Source organism: Winogradskyella pacifica (assembly GCF_013403915.1).
Lineage (GTDB): Bacteria > Bacteroidota > Bacteroidia > Flavobacteriales > Flavobacteriaceae > Winogradskyella > Winogradskyella pacifica.
The window spans coordinates 1-17,080 of sequence record NZ_JABFDI010000009.1 but is presented as its reverse complement, the minus strand read 5'-3'; the positions used below and the strand labels follow the sequence as shown (position 1 = coordinate 17,080).

Here is a 17,080-nt window from a genome sequence, read left to right as displayed (position 1 = left end):
ATAAGACTAAAACATGAGTAATTATCACATTAAACAATTTGAAGAATATTTTCAAGTATATAGAAAATCAGTACGTAATCCTGAGCAATTTTGGGAAGAAATAGCTGAAGAACATTTTACGTGGAAAAAACGATGGTCTAATGTTTTAAGTTATGACTTTAAGAAAGCTGAATTCAAATGGTTTGAAGACGCCAAACTTAATATTACAGAAAACTGTATCGATAGGCACTTACACACCAGAGGTGATAAAACAGCTATTTTATTTGAACCTAATAGTCCAGATGATGAAGCAGAACATATTACATACAAACAGTTGCACGAAAGGGTTTGTAAATTCGCTAATGTTTTAAAAAGTAAAGGCATTAAAAAAGGAGATGTGGTTTGTGTGTACTTGCCTATGATTCCAGAATTAGCCATCTCAATTTTGGCCTGTGCAAGAATAGGTGCGATTCATTCAGTTATTTTTGCTGGCTTTTCAGCGACAGCAATATCGTCTCGAATTAATGATTGTAACGCTAAAATGATGATTACCTCAGATGGTTCTTATCGCGGTTCAAAAACTATAGATTTAAAAAGTATCGTTGATGAAGCGTTAAATGAAACACCAGGTATTGAATCTGTTTTAGTAGCTAAGCACATTCAGTCTGATATTAACATGAAAGACGGTCGCGATTTTTGGTTAGCACCGCTTTTAGAAGAAGCATCATCAGATTGTGTTGCTGAAGTTATGGATGCTGAAGATCCACTGTTTGTTCTATACACTTCTGGTTCTACAGGAAAACCTAAAGGAATGGTTCATACTGTCGGCGGTTATATGGTTTATACGGCTTATACGTTTAAAAATGTTTTCCAATATCGCGAGGAAGATATTTATTGGTGTACTGCAGACATCGGTTGGATCACTGGTCATAGTTATATTGTTTATGGACCTTTGGCAAACGGAGCAACATCTGTAATGTTCGAGGGTGTCCCAAGTTATCCAGACTACGGACGTTTTTGGAATATTGTAGAGAAACACAAAATAACACAGTTTTATACTGCACCAACGGCTATTAGAGCACTAGCAAAACAGGGTACGGAATTTATAGAAAAATATGATTTATCATCATTAAAAGTGTTAGGATCTGTTGGAGAACCTATAAACGAAGAGGCATGGCACTGGTATGATGAAAACGTCGGGAAAAAGAAAAGTCCGATAGTAGATACCTGGTGGCAAACGGAAACAGGAGGTATAATGATCACACCAATTCCATTTTCTACGCCAACCAAACCAACCTATGCAACCTTGCCATTTATAGGAATTCAGCCTGCTTTAATGAACGAAAACGGTCAAGAATTAAAAGGTAATCAAGTGGAAGGACGTTTATGTATAAAATTCCCTTGGCCAGCAATGGCAAGAACAATTTGGGGAAATCATCAACGCTACAAGGACACGTATTTTTCTGCTTATGATAATATGTATTTTACAGGAGATGGTGCCTTAAGAGATGAGGTTGGCTATTATAGAATAACCGGTAGAGTAGATGATGTGATTATTGTGTCTGGGCATAACTTAGGAACAGCTCCAATTGAAGATGCCATTAATGAGCATCCAGCGGTGTCAGAATCTGCTATTGTAGGTTTTCCACATGATGTAAAAGGAAATGCATTATATGGTTATGTCACCTTGAAAGATGTTGGAGAAAGCCGAAACCATGATAATTTAAGAATGGAAATCAATCAACTTATTACAGATCGAATTGGTCCTATAGCTAAGCTAGATAAAATTCAGTTTACAGAAGGTTTACCAAAAACAAGATCTGGTAAGATTATGCGTCGTATTCTAAGAAAGATTGCGGCTAATGAAACGGATCAATTAGGCGATACAAGTACATTGTTGAATCCCGAAGTCGTTCAGGATATTATTAATAATGTGAAATAAAATGTATTAAGATTAAATTTAAAATCCAAAACTTTATTTAAGTTTTGGATTCTTTTGTTTTTGAAACCGTAGGGTTATCTATTCAGATTTAGAATCTTTTGATTTTTGAACAATAGCCTTTAAACGTGCTTTGCGCTCTTCAACTTGAGACTTTTTCTTATTCTTTTTCTGATTAATAAGTTTTGTATGCTTGGCTTTGTTATTTGTGTTTTTCTCTTTGCCTTGTTTTGCCATTGTGTTTAAAATTGTTTTCAGGGTGTAAAACTAAGCATAATTTAATATAAACATAATAGTATTGTTTGGTTCTGGGATTTAAGAATACCATTTACTTTTTTATCTTCGCTTCAAATTAAAAAATGTTATGCTAAAAGCAGTATTATTTGATATGGACGGTGTCATTGTTGATACGGAACCCTTACATCGAAAAGCCTACTATCAAATGTTCAATAATGTTAACATAGAAGTTGATGATTTACTTTATGAATCCTTCACAGGACAATCTACCATCAATATTTGTAAACGATTAGTTGATCATTTTAACTTAAATGATACACCAGAACGTTTAGTCAGTATTAAACGAAAACATTTTAAATTTTTGTTTGAAAACGATTCTGATCTCACTTTGATTGAGGGGGTTTTAGAACGTATAAAAGATTACCATGTTAATGGCTTAAAACTTGTAGTTGCGTCTTCTGCATCTATGCCAAACATAAACCGCATTTTCGATCGCTTTGATTTGAATCAATTCTTCTTCGGTAAATTCAGTGGCGCGGATTTAGAAAAATCAAAACCACATCCAGAAATCTTTATTAAAGCAGCAGAACACACAGGATTCGATAAAAAGGAATGTATGGTGATTGAAGATTCTACCAATGGTATAAAAGCAGCACATTCCGCAGGTATTTTTTGTGCAGGCTTTAAAAGTGAACATTCATCAGGTCAAGATTATACAAAAGCTAATGTTGTGATTTCTGATTTTAAAGAATTGGCGTATTCAAAAGAGCATCTCTTTTTTAAGCATTAATGCTAGCCTAATATGGGGTTTAAATTTGCTATTTATGTCCTATTAATGTCATTTGTTTTTATGCTGTTTTGTATTGCTTCAATAGGTTCAAAACGCAATTCATGTATAATTTTTTAATATTTAATGCAATAGGGCTTCGTGCTAACTAGTTGTTATGCAGAGGCTTGTTTGTATGTGTGTCTTATTTAGATATTTCTTATCTTGTACAGTGTCAAACTTATATTAACAAATAACTCATCATTATGAATATCAAAAAACGAAATGCCTTTAGACTATTGTCTTTAGCGTTACTTGCGTGTGTGTTTATAGCACCACAAAATTTAGAAGCTCAGCGTAAAAAGAAAGACAAAAAGAGTAAAACGGAAACGCCTGCGCCAAAACCAAAAAAGAAGAAATCAATAAAAGATCTTACCAAGTCAAGCAAAAAGATTGAAGGGCTTTTTACAATGTATCGAGATACCATTACAGGTAGTTTACAGATGGTGGTTAGTGAAGCGCATTTAGATAAAGATTATATTCATTTTAATCAAGTTTCAAACGGAGTTACAGATGCTGGTAGATTTAGAGGAGCCTATGGAGGTTCCAAAGTTTTTAAGGTAAAGAAATACTATGATAAAATAGAGTTTGTATCTCAAAACACATCCTTTTATTTCGATCCCGAAAGTGCTATTTCTAAATCTAAAGATGCTAATACTAGTGAAGGTATCATGGCAACTGTAAAAATTGAGGCACATGACAAAGAAGAAGGCTTATACCTTATAAAAGCCGATGATTTATTTTTAAAAGAAACGTTTACTCAGGTAAAACCACCGCGTTTTCCAGGCTCTAGTCCAATGGCTTTTAGTCTTGGTAATCTAGATAAGACAAAAACAAAGATTAATTCAATAAAGAATTATGAAGATAATACAAATCTTGAGGTTGAATATGTATACTCAAGTCCTTCTGTGTTAAATGGCGGATCTCAAGCTATAACTGATGGTAGAAACGTAAGTATTAAGGTGTTTCATAGTTTAATAGCAATGCCAGATAATAGTTATGAACCTCTTTTTGATGATCCAAGAGTTGGTTATTTTACAACTCAAGTTGAAGACCAAACAGCGACTAATTCTACGCCATATAAAGATTTAGTGCACCGCTGGAATTTAATTAAAAAAGATCCTGAAGCGGCAATCTCAGAACCTGTAAAACCAATTACATGGTGGATGGAAAATTCGACACCAGTAGAATGGAGAGAAACAATTACACAAGGAGTTTTAGAATGGAATAAAGCGTTTGAAAAAGCAGGATTTAAAAATGCCATGGTGGTTAAAATGCAGCCAGATGATGCTGATTGGGATGCTGGTGACATTAACTATAATGTATTACGTTGGACGTCTTCTCCAAATCCACCTTTTGGAGGTTATGGACCAAGTTTTGTAAATCCTAGATCAGGTGAAATAATTGGTGCAGACATTATGTTAGAATATGTGCATTTTACAAATAGAGTGTTTTATGATCAGTTATTTGATTTAGCAAAAGCAGATACTGAATTTGATGCATCAGAGTATTTAAAAAAGAATAAAGTGCTATGTTCTTTTGGTCATGTAATGCACGAAAACAGCTTATTTGGGCAAGCATTAATTGAAACTACAGGTGGCTCAGATTTAGAAATGGCTCGTATGAAAAAAGAATCGATGCTAGCTTTAATTATGCATGAGGTGGGGCATACACTTGGACTTAATCATAACATGAAAGCAAGTCAATTATTTTCACCTGAGGAATTAGCAGATAAAGAATTTATAGAAGGGAAGTGTTTAACTGGCTCTGTTATGGATTATGCAGGTATTAATATTACTAACGACAGAGCCAAGCAAGGTCAATATTACGATACATCTGTTGGGCCTTATGATGTTTGGGCAATTCAGTTTGGATACACGCCTTTTAAATCTGAAGGTGAAAAAGTAGCGTTGCTTAACAGAAGTACGGAACCAGAATTAATATTTGGTAATGATGCAGATGATATGCGTGCACCAGGAAAAGCAATTGATCCGAGAGTAATGATTGGGGATTTGTCTAACGACCAAATTGGGTATTCTATTGATAGAATTAAGTTAGTTGATAGCATGATGAGTGGTGTTAAAACTAAATTCGCTAAAACTGGAGAATCATATCAAGAATTAAGACGTGCTTATTACTTATTAAGTGGGCAACGTGCAACTGCTGTAAATGTCATTTCAAGATTTATTGGTGGCGTTTATGTCGATAGAGCAATGATCGGACAAGAAGGAGGATCGCAACCGTTTACTCCTGTTAGTTTAGAAGATCAAAAACGTGCAATGAATGCTTTAACTAAATATGCTTTTGCGCCTACAGCTTTTAGTGCACCAAGTGAGTTATATAATGATTTAGCGATGCAACGACGTGGCTTTGGTTTTATGAGAGGTACCGAAGATCCTAAAATTCATCAACAAGTATTAACATATCAACAGAATGTATTGAGTCATGTTTTACATTATAATACCTTACAGAGAATCACAGATAGTGAGTTGTATGGTAACGAATATAGCTTGTCTACATTTATGACGGATTTAAATTTAGCTGTTTTTAATGCGGATATTAATGGTAATGTGAATTCGTTTAGACAAAATTTACAAATTTCATATACCAATACCCTTATAGATATGTTAACAGGAAAACAAAGTAGTCGTTATTCTAATAATGCAAAATCAATGGCATTATACAATTTAAAGCAAATTAGATCTATGGCTGCCGTTACAGGTAATGTGTCTAGCAAAGCTCATAAGGAACACCTGCGCACACTAATAGATAATGCACTTAAAGAGGTAAAATAAATAGAAGAGTTTAGAATAGAAAAAAGCACAAATTGCAATGCAATTTGTGCTTTTTTTTTAGTTGTAATTTAATTCTTAACCTTCGAATTCCATGTCGTCTCCGCCACCATTTCCGCGTTCTCCAGAACGGTCTTTATTGTTTAACCTTTGGTTAAATCGGTAGATGAAAGAAACATTAACCTGACGTTGTCTCCATTGAAATTCGCTATAACGACTGTAGAAATCTGTAGTAGTTACAGATTCATATTTTCTAGAGTTAAGTAAATCTCTAACATTTACAGATACCGTTGCTTTTTTGTTTAATATTTCTTTACTGAATGCTAAGTCTAAAGAGAAAATACCTTCGGTATCCGATTGTGCATCTTGTCTTGCTCCTCTGTAGAATGCACTAGTTTGCCAATCTATAGCTAAAGGTAACGTGACTTTAGAACTAAAACGAGCGAACCAACTTGTGTTTTTTGCACCATAATCTACACCGTTAAAATCTCCTTCAGTTTCAAATTGGAAGAAGTTAAAACTAGAGTTTAAGCGTAGCCATTTTTCAGGGTTGTACATTAAACCAAGTTCAGCACCAGTTCGTTTGTTAGTCGCTAAGTTAATAGGTATTGTTCTAATAATGTCAATACCATCTGTAGTGGTTTGACCTGTGTTTTCTTGCACACGCTCAAAAGAATCTGTTTCGTGTTGGTAGTAAATAGAAGAGGTAAGTGTAAATTTTTCCCAACGTTTTAAATACCCTAAATCAAAAGTACTAGAGTATGCAGGATCTAAATTAGGGTTTCCTTGAAATATATTAGTTCTACTAGAACGTGAAGGAAAAGGATTAATATACCAACCACGAGGACGGTTAATTCTTCTATTATATCCAAGTGTAATACTTTCTTCATTTCCATTATCAGATGTATTCAGGTTATAAATAAAGTTAACAGTAGGGAATAGGCCTAAATAGTTGTTGTTAAAATCAGTATCGATAGGAAAACCGAATTCTTCATTTAATTCTTCTTCTGTAAGGCGTGAATCAATTTTTCCTTTTAATTGTGTGTTTTCTAATCGTAAACCAAATAGGTAAGAGAATCGTCCAAGTTTTGAACCGTACTGCGTATATAGTGCATTTACGTTTTCAGTATAATCGAAAATATTAGAAATTGTATCATTAACGACTAGGTTTCCAAAGTTTCCATTTTCTATATCTTCTTGCTCTAATTGATAATCTGTGTTGCTATTTTTAAAGTTTCCACGATAACCAGCTTCAAAACGAGAATCTTTACCTATTGGTAATACGTAATCTGCTTGAACTAGATATTCTTTTTGATCTTCATATGTATATTCTTGTTCAATTTGAAATACATCAGAATTAGACGGATCTGTGAAGACGTAATCTTCATTCAAGTAAGTAAGCCCATCTTCTTTATCTTTTTCATATTGAAAATCAGCAGTCAATTTATGATCGCTATCCTCGCCAAAACGCTTTACATAATTAAGTGCAACTTGATACCTGTTATCTTTTTCAGTTTCTCTTTCTCTTCTTAAGGTTTGTTCAATAAGAGTATAGCTATCATTAAAACGATCACTATTATTTGTAGAAATATCAGAGTCATTTCCGAAGTTGTAAAACAAACTACCTGTTACAGATGAAGATTCATTTAGAAAGTACTCCATACCAATGTTAGCATTGTAGTTTCTGCTTAAACGATCTACGTTTTGGTCTTCAATAATTTTTCTAAATTCAAGTTCTCTTAATTGTCCATCTTCATCATAAGTATCATAGTAATCAACATCAGTGAACGTTGTACGTGGTGCATCAGAATAACGCCATCCAAAATTTGAAAATAAATTGTATTTTTCTTTACGGTAATTTAAAGTTGCAGAAACGCCTAAATTATCAGGATTACCAGCGGTTAAATTAACAGACCCATTGAAGCCTAATGTTTCTTTTTGTCTAAGAATAATATTAAGAATTCCTGCTGTACCTTCGGCATCATATCTTGCAGATGGTGACGTAATCACTTCTACACGCTCAATGGCTTCTGCTGGTAATTGACTTAATATATTGCTATCACCAAAACCTGCCATAGCAGAAGGTTTTCCGTTAATTAAGATTCGAACATTTTCATTACCTCTAAGGCTAATTGCTCCTTCTACATCTACAGCAACAGATGGTACATTATTAAGAGCATCACTTACGGTTCCTCCAGCGGTAGTTAAATCTTTACCAATGTTATAAACTTTTTTATCTAATTTTATTTCGACAGTAGTACGTTCTGCAACAACCATAACTTCATTTAAAGAAGCGACATCTAAAGCCAAACTAATGGTCCCTAAATTGGTGTCTTTGTCAAAATTTCGTTCTGGGAAGTTTTTTGTTTTGTAAGAAATGTATTCTACAGATATGATATAAGTCCCTATAGGAACTTCAATATTAAATCTACCTTTAGTATCTGTAATACCACCAGTTATAATTTTGTTATCTGTTTTAGTTTTAACGACAACTGTAGCATATTCTAGTGGAATATTAGTGTCTTCTTCAATAATGGTTCCTTCAATTTTTAAGTCTTTTTGAGCAAAAGAAAAACTAAAACAAAAAATTAACAAGAAAGCGGTAATAAGGCGTAATTTCATCACAAATGTTTAAAGGTTATTAGTCTATTAGACTCGCAAAAATACCTTTAGTTTAGTTGAAATTGGTTAATCTTGTGTTAAAGACAATAAAATGGAAAGCGATTTTAACATAACATTAGTTTTAGTTCCTTTTTTTTCTTTTTCGCTTCTTTTTGGCAACTTCTTTTTCATCAAATTTTCCTGATATCATTTCCTTTATTTTGGCCATGTCATCTTCTGAAATGAGTTCTTCTAATTCTGAAAAGTGAGTGTCTTCTAAATTTTGTATTGCTGCCTTACGATCAAGAGAATGCTCAAATCTTGTTTTAAATATGGCTATTTTTTCCTCAAAAAAACTATTTATAGATAGCTTAATGATTTGCTTTTGAAAATCATCTGCCTCTAGAGTTGTTAGAAAATTAGCAATATATTCTTCTTTACGTTCTTCTGCTTCTCGCTCGTACTTTGCAATTTCTTGCTCCGAAGGTTCTCTATTCGTTTGAGGGATGTTACTCCTATTATTCCCTTGTCTTTGAGCATTAATATTTAAGCCTAAGAGAATGGTGAAAATTAATAAAATTGTCTTTCTCATGTGTTTGAGTTTATTGTTTTATGGTCACATGCTGTTCGCTTTAAATCATTTTCTTAGTTGATAAAAATTTGAACATGCATGTTTCATGTTTGTAATGTTATATAATGTCTTTGATTGCTTCTGGTGGCCTGCCAATTACAGCCTTATCTCCATTAATTACAATCGGGCGTTCTATGAGTTTTGGATGATTAACCATAGCGGCAATAATTTCATTATCAGAAAGGGATTTTCCTTTGAATTCTGATTTCCAAATTGCTTCGTTTTTTCGGATTAAATCTATAGGTTTTATGCCTAATTTTATAATCACGTCTTGTAGTTCAACAGATGTTAAGTCTTCTTCCAGATATTTTATGATTTCAAATGCTTTACCGGATTCTTCTAATATAGAAAGGCCTTGTCTCGATTTGGAACATCGTGGGTTGTGGTATATTTCAATCATTTTATGCTGATTTTATTTTAGTAACTATAATATTACAATTTTAATGCCGAATCTTCTTTTTGTCCCATCATCATTAAGTATGCTTTTAAAAACGGTTCAATAGCACCATCCATAACAGCGTCAACATTTCCTGTTTCGTGAGCAGAACGTACATCTTTGACTAACTTATAAGGGTGCATAACGTAATTTCTGATTTGACTTCCCCATTCAATTTTCATTTTTCCTGCCTCAATATCATCACGCTGTGCCATCTGTTTTTGTAGCTCAATTTCGTATAATTGAGACTTCAACATTTGCATTGCTCTATTTCGGTTATCGTGCTGAGAACGTGTTTCTGAACATTGAATTTGAATTCCTGAAGGTTTATGTAAAAGCTGAACTTTAGTCTCAACTTTGTTTACATTTTGTCCACCAGCGCCACTAGATCTGGCTGTTGTGATTTCAATGTCAGAAGGATTAATGTCTATTTCAATAGTATCATCAACCAATGGGTAAACATACACTGAAGCAAAACTCGTATGGCGTTTCGCATTACTATCAAAAGGTGAAATACGCACCAAACGATGGACTCCGTTCTCTCCTTTAAGCCAACCGAAAGCAAAATCGCCTTCAATTTCTAAAGTTACGGTTTTTATCCCAGCAACATCTCCTTCTTGCATGTTAAGCTCTCTAACTTTATAACCGCTTTTTTCGGCATACATAAGATACATACGCATTAACATGTTTGCCCAATCACAAGATTCTGTTCCGCCTGCACCAGCTGTAATTTGCAATACAGCACTTAAACTGTCACCTTCTTCAGAAAGCATGTTTTTAAATTCTAACTTTTCAATGGCATCAGTTGCAGATTCATAACGCGCTTCAACATTTTCCATCGGAGCTTCATCCTCCTTGTAGAATTCGTAAATAACTTCTAAATCTTCAAAAAGTGATTTGGCATCATTATAGTCATTAACCCAACTCTTTTTCTCACGAATGGATTTCATAACCAATTCGGCAGCTTTGGAGTCATTCCAAAAATTGGGGTCAAACGTTTGCTCTTCTTCGTTGGCGATTTCTATGAGCTTAGCATCTAAGTCAAAGATATTGTCTAAGTACGTCTAGACGGGAATTGAGATCTTTTATTTGATCTGATGTTATCATAGTGTAAGATAATTTTATACAAATATAAGGCGCGTTAATAAAGTGCCATAATTTTGAATCGATTTTTTGGAAATTCCGTAGTTTTATGATTTAGAAAAAAGACGTTAGTTTTAATTGTTCTCAATTGAAAAGAAAGAATTAATATAGATTAGCGTCAAGAATATAATTCAAAATTTAATAGAAGATTTCCGCTTTCTCGGGACATAAATATGATAATAGACTTAAGAAGTGATACCGTTACAAAACCATCAAAAGGCATGTTAGATGCTATGATGTCTGCCCAAGTTGGAGATGATGTTTTTAGAGAAGATCCTACAGTTAATGAATTAGAAGAACGGTTAGCAACACTATTTGGCAAACAAAAAGCATTATTTTTTCCATCAGGAAGCATGGCGAATCAAATCGCTATAAAGTTACATACCAATCCTGGAGAACAAGTTATTTGCGATAAATACGCTCATATTTATAATTATGAAGTTGGAGGAGTGGCTTTTCATAGCGGTGCGTCTTGTAAACTCATTGATGGCCAACGTGGTATGTTTACGGCAGAACAAGTAAAGGAAGCTATTAATCCTTCAGAGTATTATTACAGTCAAACCAGTTTAGTTGAGGTAGAAAATACCACAAATAAAGGTGGAGGAGCGTGTTGGAATTTTGAGGAATTAGAAAACATTAAAAACGTCTGTAAAACTAATAATCTAGGGTTTCATTTAGATGGAGCACGCTTATGGAATGCTATGGTTGCAAAAAACGAAACGACGATGCAATATGGTCAGCTTTTCGATACGGTTTCAGTTTGTTTAAGTAAAGGTTTAGGCTGCCCAATAGGTTCTGTGCTGATAGGAGATGCCGAGATTATGAAAAAATCTTTGAGTTTAAGAAAGCTCTTTGGAGGTAATATGCGACAGGTTGGCTATTTGGCTGCTGCTGGTTTGTATGCGTTAGATAATAATATTGAACGACTTGCAGACGATCATAAAAGAGCAAAAGAAATAGGAGCGGAGTTATCTAAATTATCCATAATTAGAAAAGTAGAACCTATTGAAACCAATATTGTCATTTTCGAATTAAATGATGGTGTGGATGAAGCACAATTCCTGAATAACTTAAAAGAAAAGAATATTCATATTATAGGAATGGGAAGTAATAAACTTAGAATGGTCACACATTTGGATTATACAACCCAAATGCACGACAAACTTTTAAGTGAGCTAAAATCTATTTAAACATATCCATTCCAGGAATATTTGGCATGCCTTCTTTTGCGACAGCAGCTACTTCTGTTTCGTGAACGTTGGTTGCTTTTTCAATCGCTTTGTTTAGTGTGAGGATTAAATAATCTTCTAACATGTCTTTATCTTGAAGTAATTCATCAGCAATATCAATAGATTTAATTGTTCTATTGGCTGTAATCGTTACTTTCAATTTATTGTCAGTACTCGCTTCGTCAATTAAAACGGTATGTAAGCGCTCTTTTGTTGCTTCAACTTTCTTTTGAGCATCTTTTAATTTGCCCATCATTCCCATCATATCTCCAAACATAATCTTATCTTTTAATTTATTCAGATACAAAATTACTAAATTGCGCCTCTTTTTAGACTAAATTTTCATAACAAATGATAAAAAATTCGGATATCACTCCTCCTATTGCCAAGAAAATTCCACATCAATTAGAAAAACATGGAGATGTTCGTGTTGATAATTATTTTTGGATGAAGGATCGGGAGCATCCAGAAGTGATCGATTATCTCAATGCTGAAAACGCGTATTGCGATTCTGAAATGGCACATACAAAAGATTTTCAGTCAGATTTATTTGATGAAATGAAAGCCAGAATAAAAGAGGATGATTCGTCTGTACCTTATAAATATAATGGCTATTGGTATATCACTAAATTCGAAAAAGGAAAAGATTACCCAATCTATACACGTAAAAAAGACAGTTTAGATAATCCTGAAGAATTGTTATTTGATTGTAACGTGATGGCTGAAGGTGAACCTTATTTCAAATTAGCAGGTATAAGTATTAGTCCGGATAATAAATTAGTGTCCTACGGAATTGATAACACAGGACGACGTAATTACACGATTCATGTAAAGAATTTAAAAACACACGAGGTGGCTTTAGATCGTGTATTAAATACGACAGGTTCTTCAAGCTGGGCAAATGATAATGCCACTTTATTTTATACCAAAAAGGATGAGGTTACTTTACGAGCGTTTCAAGTTTATAAACATCGCTTAGGAGACAATTCTGATGATGAACTTGTTTTTGAAGAAGGAGATGATACGTTTGGTGCGGCGGTTTACAAATCAAAATCTAGAAAGTATATTATTATTGCGTGTTATAGCACGCTAACTAATGAATATCATATTCTAGATGCGGATAATCCTGAAGGTAAGTTTCAAGTTTTTCAACCAAGAATAAGAGGTTTAGAATATAGCATTTCGCATTATGATAATCACTTTTATATGCTGACGAATAAGGACAAAGCGACCAATTTTAAATTAATGAAGACTTTAGAAACTGATACTAAAGTTGAAAATTGGACAGAAGTCATAGCGCATAGAGATGATGTTTTATTAGAAGGTATTGATATTTTTAAAGATTATTTAGTGATTTCTGAGCGTAAAAACGGCTTAAACGAAATACGAATAAAACGTTGGGACGGAAGTGAAGATTACTATTTACCTTTTGATAATGAAACCTATACAGCGTATACAGGTACCAATGTAGATTTTGATACTGAAATATTACGTTATGGTTATAATGCCATGACAACTCCGTCTTCGGTTATTGAGTTTAATATGCGTACTAAAACTAAAACGGTATTAAAGGAGCAAGAGGTTTTAGATAAGAATTTTGACAAAGACAATTACATCTCAGAACGTATCTGGGCAACTGCTGAAGATGGTACTAAAATCCCAATGTCTGTTGTATATCGTAAAGGCATTAAAAAAGATGGAACGAATCCATTATTGCAATACGCTTATGGAAGTTATGGTTCTACAATGGATCCTTATTTTTCGACGATTAGATTAAGCTTGTTAGATCGTGGATTTATTTATGTTATTACACATATTAGAGGAGGAGAATATTTAGGCCGTGATTGGTATGAAAATGGAAAGTTATTAAACAAGAAAAATACATTTTCAGATTTTATAGCCTGTTCGTTGCATTTAATAAAAGAGCGTTACACGTCGTCTCAACATTTATATGCTATGGGAGGCAGTGCAGGAGGTTTGTTAATGGGTGCTATAATTAACACCGCACCAGAATTATACAACGGTATTATTGCAGCGGTACCTTTTGTAGATGTCATTACGACGATGTTAGATGATTCTATTCCGTTAACCACTGGTGAATATGATGAATGGGGAAATCCGAATGATAAACTCTATTATGATTATATAAAATCGTATTCTCCTTATGATAACGTAGAAGCGAAGGCGTATCCCAACATGTTGATTACAACAGGACTTCACGATTCGCAAGTGCAGTATTGGGAGCCAGCGAAATGGGTAGCCAAACTTAGAGACTTAAAAATAGACGCTAATAAATTGTATTTAAAAACGAATATGGATGCGGGTCACGGTGGTGCATCCGGACGATTTGAAAGCTTAAAAGAAGATGCTGAAGAGTTTGCCTTTTTACTTGATTTAGAAGGAATATCCAGTTAAATCAAAAAAAAATGTTACTTTTGTGAGGTTTTAGGTGTCTAATAATTTGATTAGTTACTGAAAAATTTTATTTATGAAGCAAAACAAAAATGTATTTGATAATGTGTTACAACTAATAGGTAACACGCCCTTAATCAAATTAAATAGAATGACTGCTGACTTCGATGGTGAGTTTTATGCCAAAGTAGAAGCGTTTAATCCAGGTCATTCTTCAAAAGACAGAATTGCATTACATATTATAGAAGAAGCTGAGCGTCGAGGTATTTTGACTCCTGGTGATACAATTATAGAAACGACTTCTGGTAACACCGGTTTTAGTATCGCTATGGTTAGTATTATTAAAGGGTACGAATGTATTTTGGCTGTAAGCTCTAAATCATCTGCAGACAAAATAGACATGTTAAAGTCTATGGGCGCAAAAGTTTATGTGTGTCCCGCACATGTAAAAGCAGATGACCCTCGTTCTTACTACGAAGTTGCAAAACGTTTACACGAAGAGAATAAAGGTTCTATTTATATCAATCAATATTTTAACCAATTAAATATTGATGCACATTACAAATCTACCGGTCCAGAAATTTGGGATCAGACAAGTGGTGAAATTACACACCTAATTGCTTGTAGTGGTACAGGAGGAACAATTTCTGGAATCTCAAAGTATTTAAAAGAGCAAAACCCAAATGTAAAAGTTATTGGTGTTGATGCTTACGGTTCTGTTTTAAAGAGCTACCACGAAACACGTGAGTTTGATGATAAAGAAATTTATCCTTACAGAATTGAAGGTTTAGGTAAGAATTTGATTCCTACGGCTACGGACTTTGATCTAATTGATAAGTTTATCAAGGTTACAGATGAAGAAAGTGCACATACGGCAAGAGAAATTTCAAATACTGAAGGTCTTTTTGTAGGTTATACAAGTGGTGCAGCAATGCAAGCGATTAAACAATTACAAGAAGAAGGAGAATTTAAGTCAACGGATAAAGTTGTAGTGATTTTTCCAGATCATGGATCGCGTTATATGAGTAAAGTCTATAATGATAAGTGGATGGAAGATCAAGGCTTTTTTGATGCTAAAAGTGTTGTACAAGCAACTATAGAGTACATAAAATAGATTATAATTAAAAAAAAACATATGCCTATTGCCAAAATTGTAATAGGCTTTTTTTTGCAGAATAATTAAGTGAAATATGTTGAATAAAGCGGTTTATAACTTGTGAATACTTCACTAAATAAATTATGCATTCATAATATTATTACCTAATTTTGCAGACACTAACTAGATAAATTAACAATTATTAATCGTTGGTTTTATGCTTTCTAAGCATAGAACCAATTTTTAATATCAAAGTATGCGTGCATGAAGGATTTATTTGCAAAGATTTATAAAGATAAAGGACCACTTGGAAAATGGGCAGCTCAGGCTGAAGGTTATTTTGTGTTTCCAAAGCTTGAAGGTGAAATCTCTAATAGAATGAAGTTTCAAGGGAAAGATGTTATTACTTGGAGTATCAATGATTACTTAGGTTTAGCCAATCATCCAGAAGTTCGAAAAGTAGATGGGGAAGCTGGTGTTAAGTACGGTTCTGCATACCCTATGGGAGCACGTATGATGTCTGGTCACACAGATTTACATGAGCAATTACAAAACGAATTAGCTGCTTTTGTTAATAAAGAGGCTGCATACTTATTAAATTTTGGATATCAAGGAATGGTATCTACCATTGACGCTTTGGTAGCTAAAGATGATATTATTGTTTACGATGTTGATGCACACGCTTGTATTATTGATGGTGTGCGTTTACACATGGGTAAACGTTTTACTTATAAGCACAACGATATCGTAAGCTTAGAGAAAAACTTAGAGCGTGCTACAAAAATGGCAGAGCAAACAGGGGGAGGGATTTTAGTTATTTCTGAAGGTGTCTTCGGAATGCGAGGAGAACAAGGCCGTTTAAAAGAGATTGTTGAGCTTAAGAAGAAATTCAACTTTAGATTTTTTGTAGATGATGCTCACGGATTTGGTACTTTAGGTGCTACAGGTGCTGGAGCAGGTGAGGAGCAAGGAGTTCAAGATGACATCGATGTTTATTTTGCAACTTTTGCAAAATCTATGGCAAGTACAGGTGCGTTTATTGCAGCTGATAAAGAAATTATAGATTATTTAAAATATAACTTACGTTCTCAAATGTTCGCTAAGTCGTTACAAATGCAGCTTGTTGTTGGTGCATTAAAACGTTTAGACATGTTGCGTACAATGCCAGAACTTAAAGCGAATCTTTGGACAATAGTTGATGCCTTACAATCAGGTTTAAAAGAGCGTGGTTTTGATATCGGAACAACACAAAGTTGTGTAACTCCTGTGTATCTAAAAGGAAGTATTCCTGAAGCAATGGCTTTAGTAAGAGACTTACGAGAAAACTACGGAATATTCTGTTCTATAGTAGTTTACCCTGTAATTCCTAAAGGATTAATTTTATTAAGAATGATTCCGACGGCTACACATACATTAGTAGATGTAAAAGAAACATTAGATGCTTTTGATGCTATTAGAGAACGTTTAGTAAACGGTACTTATAAAAGAATGTCAGCAGCTTTAATTGCTGCTATGGGTGAATAGTTAATTTACTTAATAAACAAAAAAAAGAGGTCGTCTAAAAACAATTTAGGCGACCTTTTAATTTTTAATCATGTTGGTTTTATTGTTAAGATACTTGATTAATTATGTAATTAGTTCTTATTTAAAATATAGCAAAGCGATTCTTACGGATCAAGACTAAAAGTTGTGTTTAAGCAAAAATGGTTGTTAATCTAAAAAGGAAAAATTCTATATTTTTAACACCTCTAAACTGTGC

General features: G+C 33.8%; 13 protein-coding genes. 7 read left to right on the top strand and 6 right to left on the bottom strand.

The window, feature by feature from the left end:
- Window positions 1-13: 13 nt before the first annotated feature.
- Entirely contained in the window at window positions 14-1,921 is a 1,908-nt protein-coding gene (gene acs / locus HM984_RS09410) for an acetate--CoA ligase (RefSeq protein WP_179348991.1), read from the top strand.
- A gap of 78 nt (window positions 1,922-1,999) precedes the next feature.
- Here acs and HM984_RS09405 read toward each other — a convergent pair whose 3' ends face one another.
- A complete protein-coding gene (locus HM984_RS09405) occupies window positions 2,000-2,155 on the bottom strand; it encodes a hypothetical protein (RefSeq protein ID WP_020897871.1) in 156 nt (51 codons plus the stop codon).
- A gap of 127 nt (window positions 2,156-2,282) precedes the next feature.
- Between HM984_RS09405 and HM984_RS09400 the strand changes: the two genes are divergently transcribed.
- Together HM984_RS09400 and HM984_RS09395 are read left to right on the top strand one after the other, a co-directional pair.
- Window positions 2,283-2,945 (top strand): HAD family hydrolase, encoded by a 663-nt coding sequence (locus tag HM984_RS09400; RefSeq protein ID WP_179348990.1) that lies wholly within the window; start codon window positions 2,283-2,285, stop codon window positions 2,943-2,945.
- A 242-nt stretch (window positions 2,946-3,187) separates the two neighbouring features.
- Window positions 3,188-5,776 carry a zinc-dependent metalloprotease gene (locus tag HM984_RS09395; protein WP_179348989.1) on the top strand — a complete coding sequence of 863 codons (2,589 nt, stop codon included), beginning with the start codon at window positions 3,188-3,190 and terminating at the stop codon, window positions 5,774-5,776.
- A gap of 75 nt (window positions 5,777-5,851) precedes the next feature.
- Here HM984_RS09395 and HM984_RS09390 read toward each other — a convergent pair whose 3' ends face one another.
- The 4 genes from HM984_RS09390 to prfB form a co-directional block, all read right to left on the bottom strand.
- Window positions 5,852-8,395, bottom strand: a complete 2,544-nt coding sequence (locus HM984_RS09390; protein WP_179348988.1) for a TonB-dependent receptor — start codon at window positions 8,393-8,395, stop codon at window positions 5,852-5,854.
- Between the two features lie 121 nt (window positions 8,396-8,516).
- Window positions 8,517-8,966, bottom strand: a complete 450-nt coding sequence (locus HM984_RS09385; RefSeq protein ID WP_179348987.1) for a hypothetical protein — start codon at window positions 8,964-8,966, stop codon at window positions 8,517-8,519.
- 97 nt (window positions 8,967-9,063) lie between these two features.
- On the bottom strand, window positions 9,064-9,405 hold the full coding sequence (gene arsC / locus HM984_RS09380; protein ID WP_115808601.1) for an arsenate reductase (glutaredoxin): 342 nt from the start codon (window positions 9,403-9,405) through the stop codon (window positions 9,064-9,066).
- Between the two features lie 32 nt (window positions 9,406-9,437).
- Window positions 9,438-10,548, bottom strand: a protein-coding gene (gene prfB / locus HM984_RS09375) for a peptide chain release factor 2 (RefSeq protein WP_115808602.1) whose coding sequence is annotated in 2 segments (ribosomal slippage) — window positions 9,438-10,484 and window positions 10,486-10,548 — 1,110 coding nt in all. Because the reading frame shifts where the segments join, the coding sequence is not laid out codon by codon here.
- Between the two features lie 209 nt (window positions 10,549-10,757).
- On the opposite strand from prfB, the gene HM984_RS09370 reads away from it, so the two are divergent.
- Complete coding sequence (locus HM984_RS09370; protein WP_179348986.1) at window positions 10,758-11,774, top strand: threonine aldolase family protein; 1,017 nt, start codon at window positions 10,758-10,760, stop codon at window positions 11,772-11,774.
- Here the strand turns inward: HM984_RS09370 and HM984_RS09365 are convergent.
- Complete coding sequence (locus HM984_RS09365; RefSeq protein ID WP_115808604.1) at window positions 11,767-12,090, bottom strand: YbaB/EbfC family nucleoid-associated protein; 324 nt, start codon at window positions 12,088-12,090, stop codon at window positions 11,767-11,769. The two genes, HM984_RS09370 and HM984_RS09365, sit on opposite strands and share 8 nt — an antisense overlap.
- A 74-nt stretch (window positions 12,091-12,164) precedes the next feature.
- Here HM984_RS09365 and HM984_RS09360 point away from each other — a divergent pair, with 74 nt between their 5' ends.
- The 3 genes from HM984_RS09360 (at window position 12,165) to capB (ending at window position 16,845) form a co-directional block, all read left to right on the top strand.
- Window positions 12,165-14,228 carry a S9 family peptidase gene (locus HM984_RS09360; protein ID WP_179348985.1) on the top strand — a complete coding sequence of 688 codons (2,064 nt, stop codon included), beginning with the start codon at window positions 12,165-12,167 and terminating at the stop codon, window positions 14,226-14,228.
- A 73-nt stretch (window positions 14,229-14,301) separates the two neighbouring features.
- Window positions 14,302-15,339, top strand: coding sequence for a cysteate synthase (gene capA / locus HM984_RS09355; RefSeq protein WP_115808606.1), 1,038 nt, complete (start codon window positions 14,302-14,304; stop codon window positions 15,337-15,339).
- A gap of 246 nt (window positions 15,340-15,585) precedes the next feature.
- Window positions 15,586-16,845 carry a cysteate-C-fatty acyltransferase gene (gene capB / locus HM984_RS09350; protein WP_115808607.1) on the top strand — a complete coding sequence of 420 codons (1,260 nt, stop codon included), beginning with the start codon at window positions 15,586-15,588 and terminating at the stop codon, window positions 16,843-16,845.
- The last annotated feature ends 235 nt before the right edge of the window (window positions 16,846-17,080 follow it).

Bases quoted from the DNA above. Each gene is read 5' to 3' on its own strand.
- HM984_RS09405 (WP_020897871.1), bottom strand. From the start codon at position 2,155: ATGGCAAAACAAGGCAAAGAGAAAAACACAAATAACAAAGCCAAGCAT.
- HM984_RS09385 (WP_179348987.1), bottom strand. From the start codon at position 8,966: ATGAGAAAGACAATTTTATTAATTTTCACCATTCTCTTAGGCTTAAAT.
- HM984_RS09370 (WP_179348986.1), top strand. From the start codon at position 10,758: ATGATAATAGACTTAAGAAGTGATACCGTTACAAAACCATCAAAAGGC.
- HM984_RS09365 (WP_115808604.1), bottom strand. From the start codon at position 12,090: ATGTTTGGAGATATGATGGGAATGATGGGCAAATTAAAAGATGCTCAA.
- arsC (WP_115808601.1), bottom strand. From the start codon at position 9,405: ATGATTGAAATATACCACAACCCACGATGTTCCAAATCGAGACAAGGC.
- capA (WP_115808606.1), top strand. From the start codon at position 14,302: ATGAAGCAAAACAAAAATGTATTTGATAATGTGTTACAACTAATAGGT.
- capB (WP_115808607.1), top strand. From the start codon at position 15,586: ATGAAGGATTTATTTGCAAAGATTTATAAAGATAAAGGACCACTTGGA.
- HM984_RS09360 (WP_179348985.1), top strand. From the start codon at position 12,165: ATGATAAAAAATTCGGATATCACTCCTCCTATTGCCAAGAAAATTCCA.
- HM984_RS09395 (WP_179348989.1), top strand. From the start codon at position 3,188: ATGAATATCAAAAAACGAAATGCCTTTAGACTATTGTCTTTAGCGTTA.
- HM984_RS09390 (WP_179348988.1), bottom strand. From the start codon at position 8,395: ATGAAATTACGCCTTATTACCGCTTTCTTGTTAATTTTTTGTTTTAGT.
- acs (WP_179348991.1), top strand. From the start codon at position 14: ATGAGTAATTATCACATTAAACAATTTGAAGAATATTTTCAAGTATAT.
- HM984_RS09400 (WP_179348990.1), top strand. From the start codon at position 2,283: ATGCTAAAAGCAGTATTATTTGATATGGACGGTGTCATTGTTGATACG.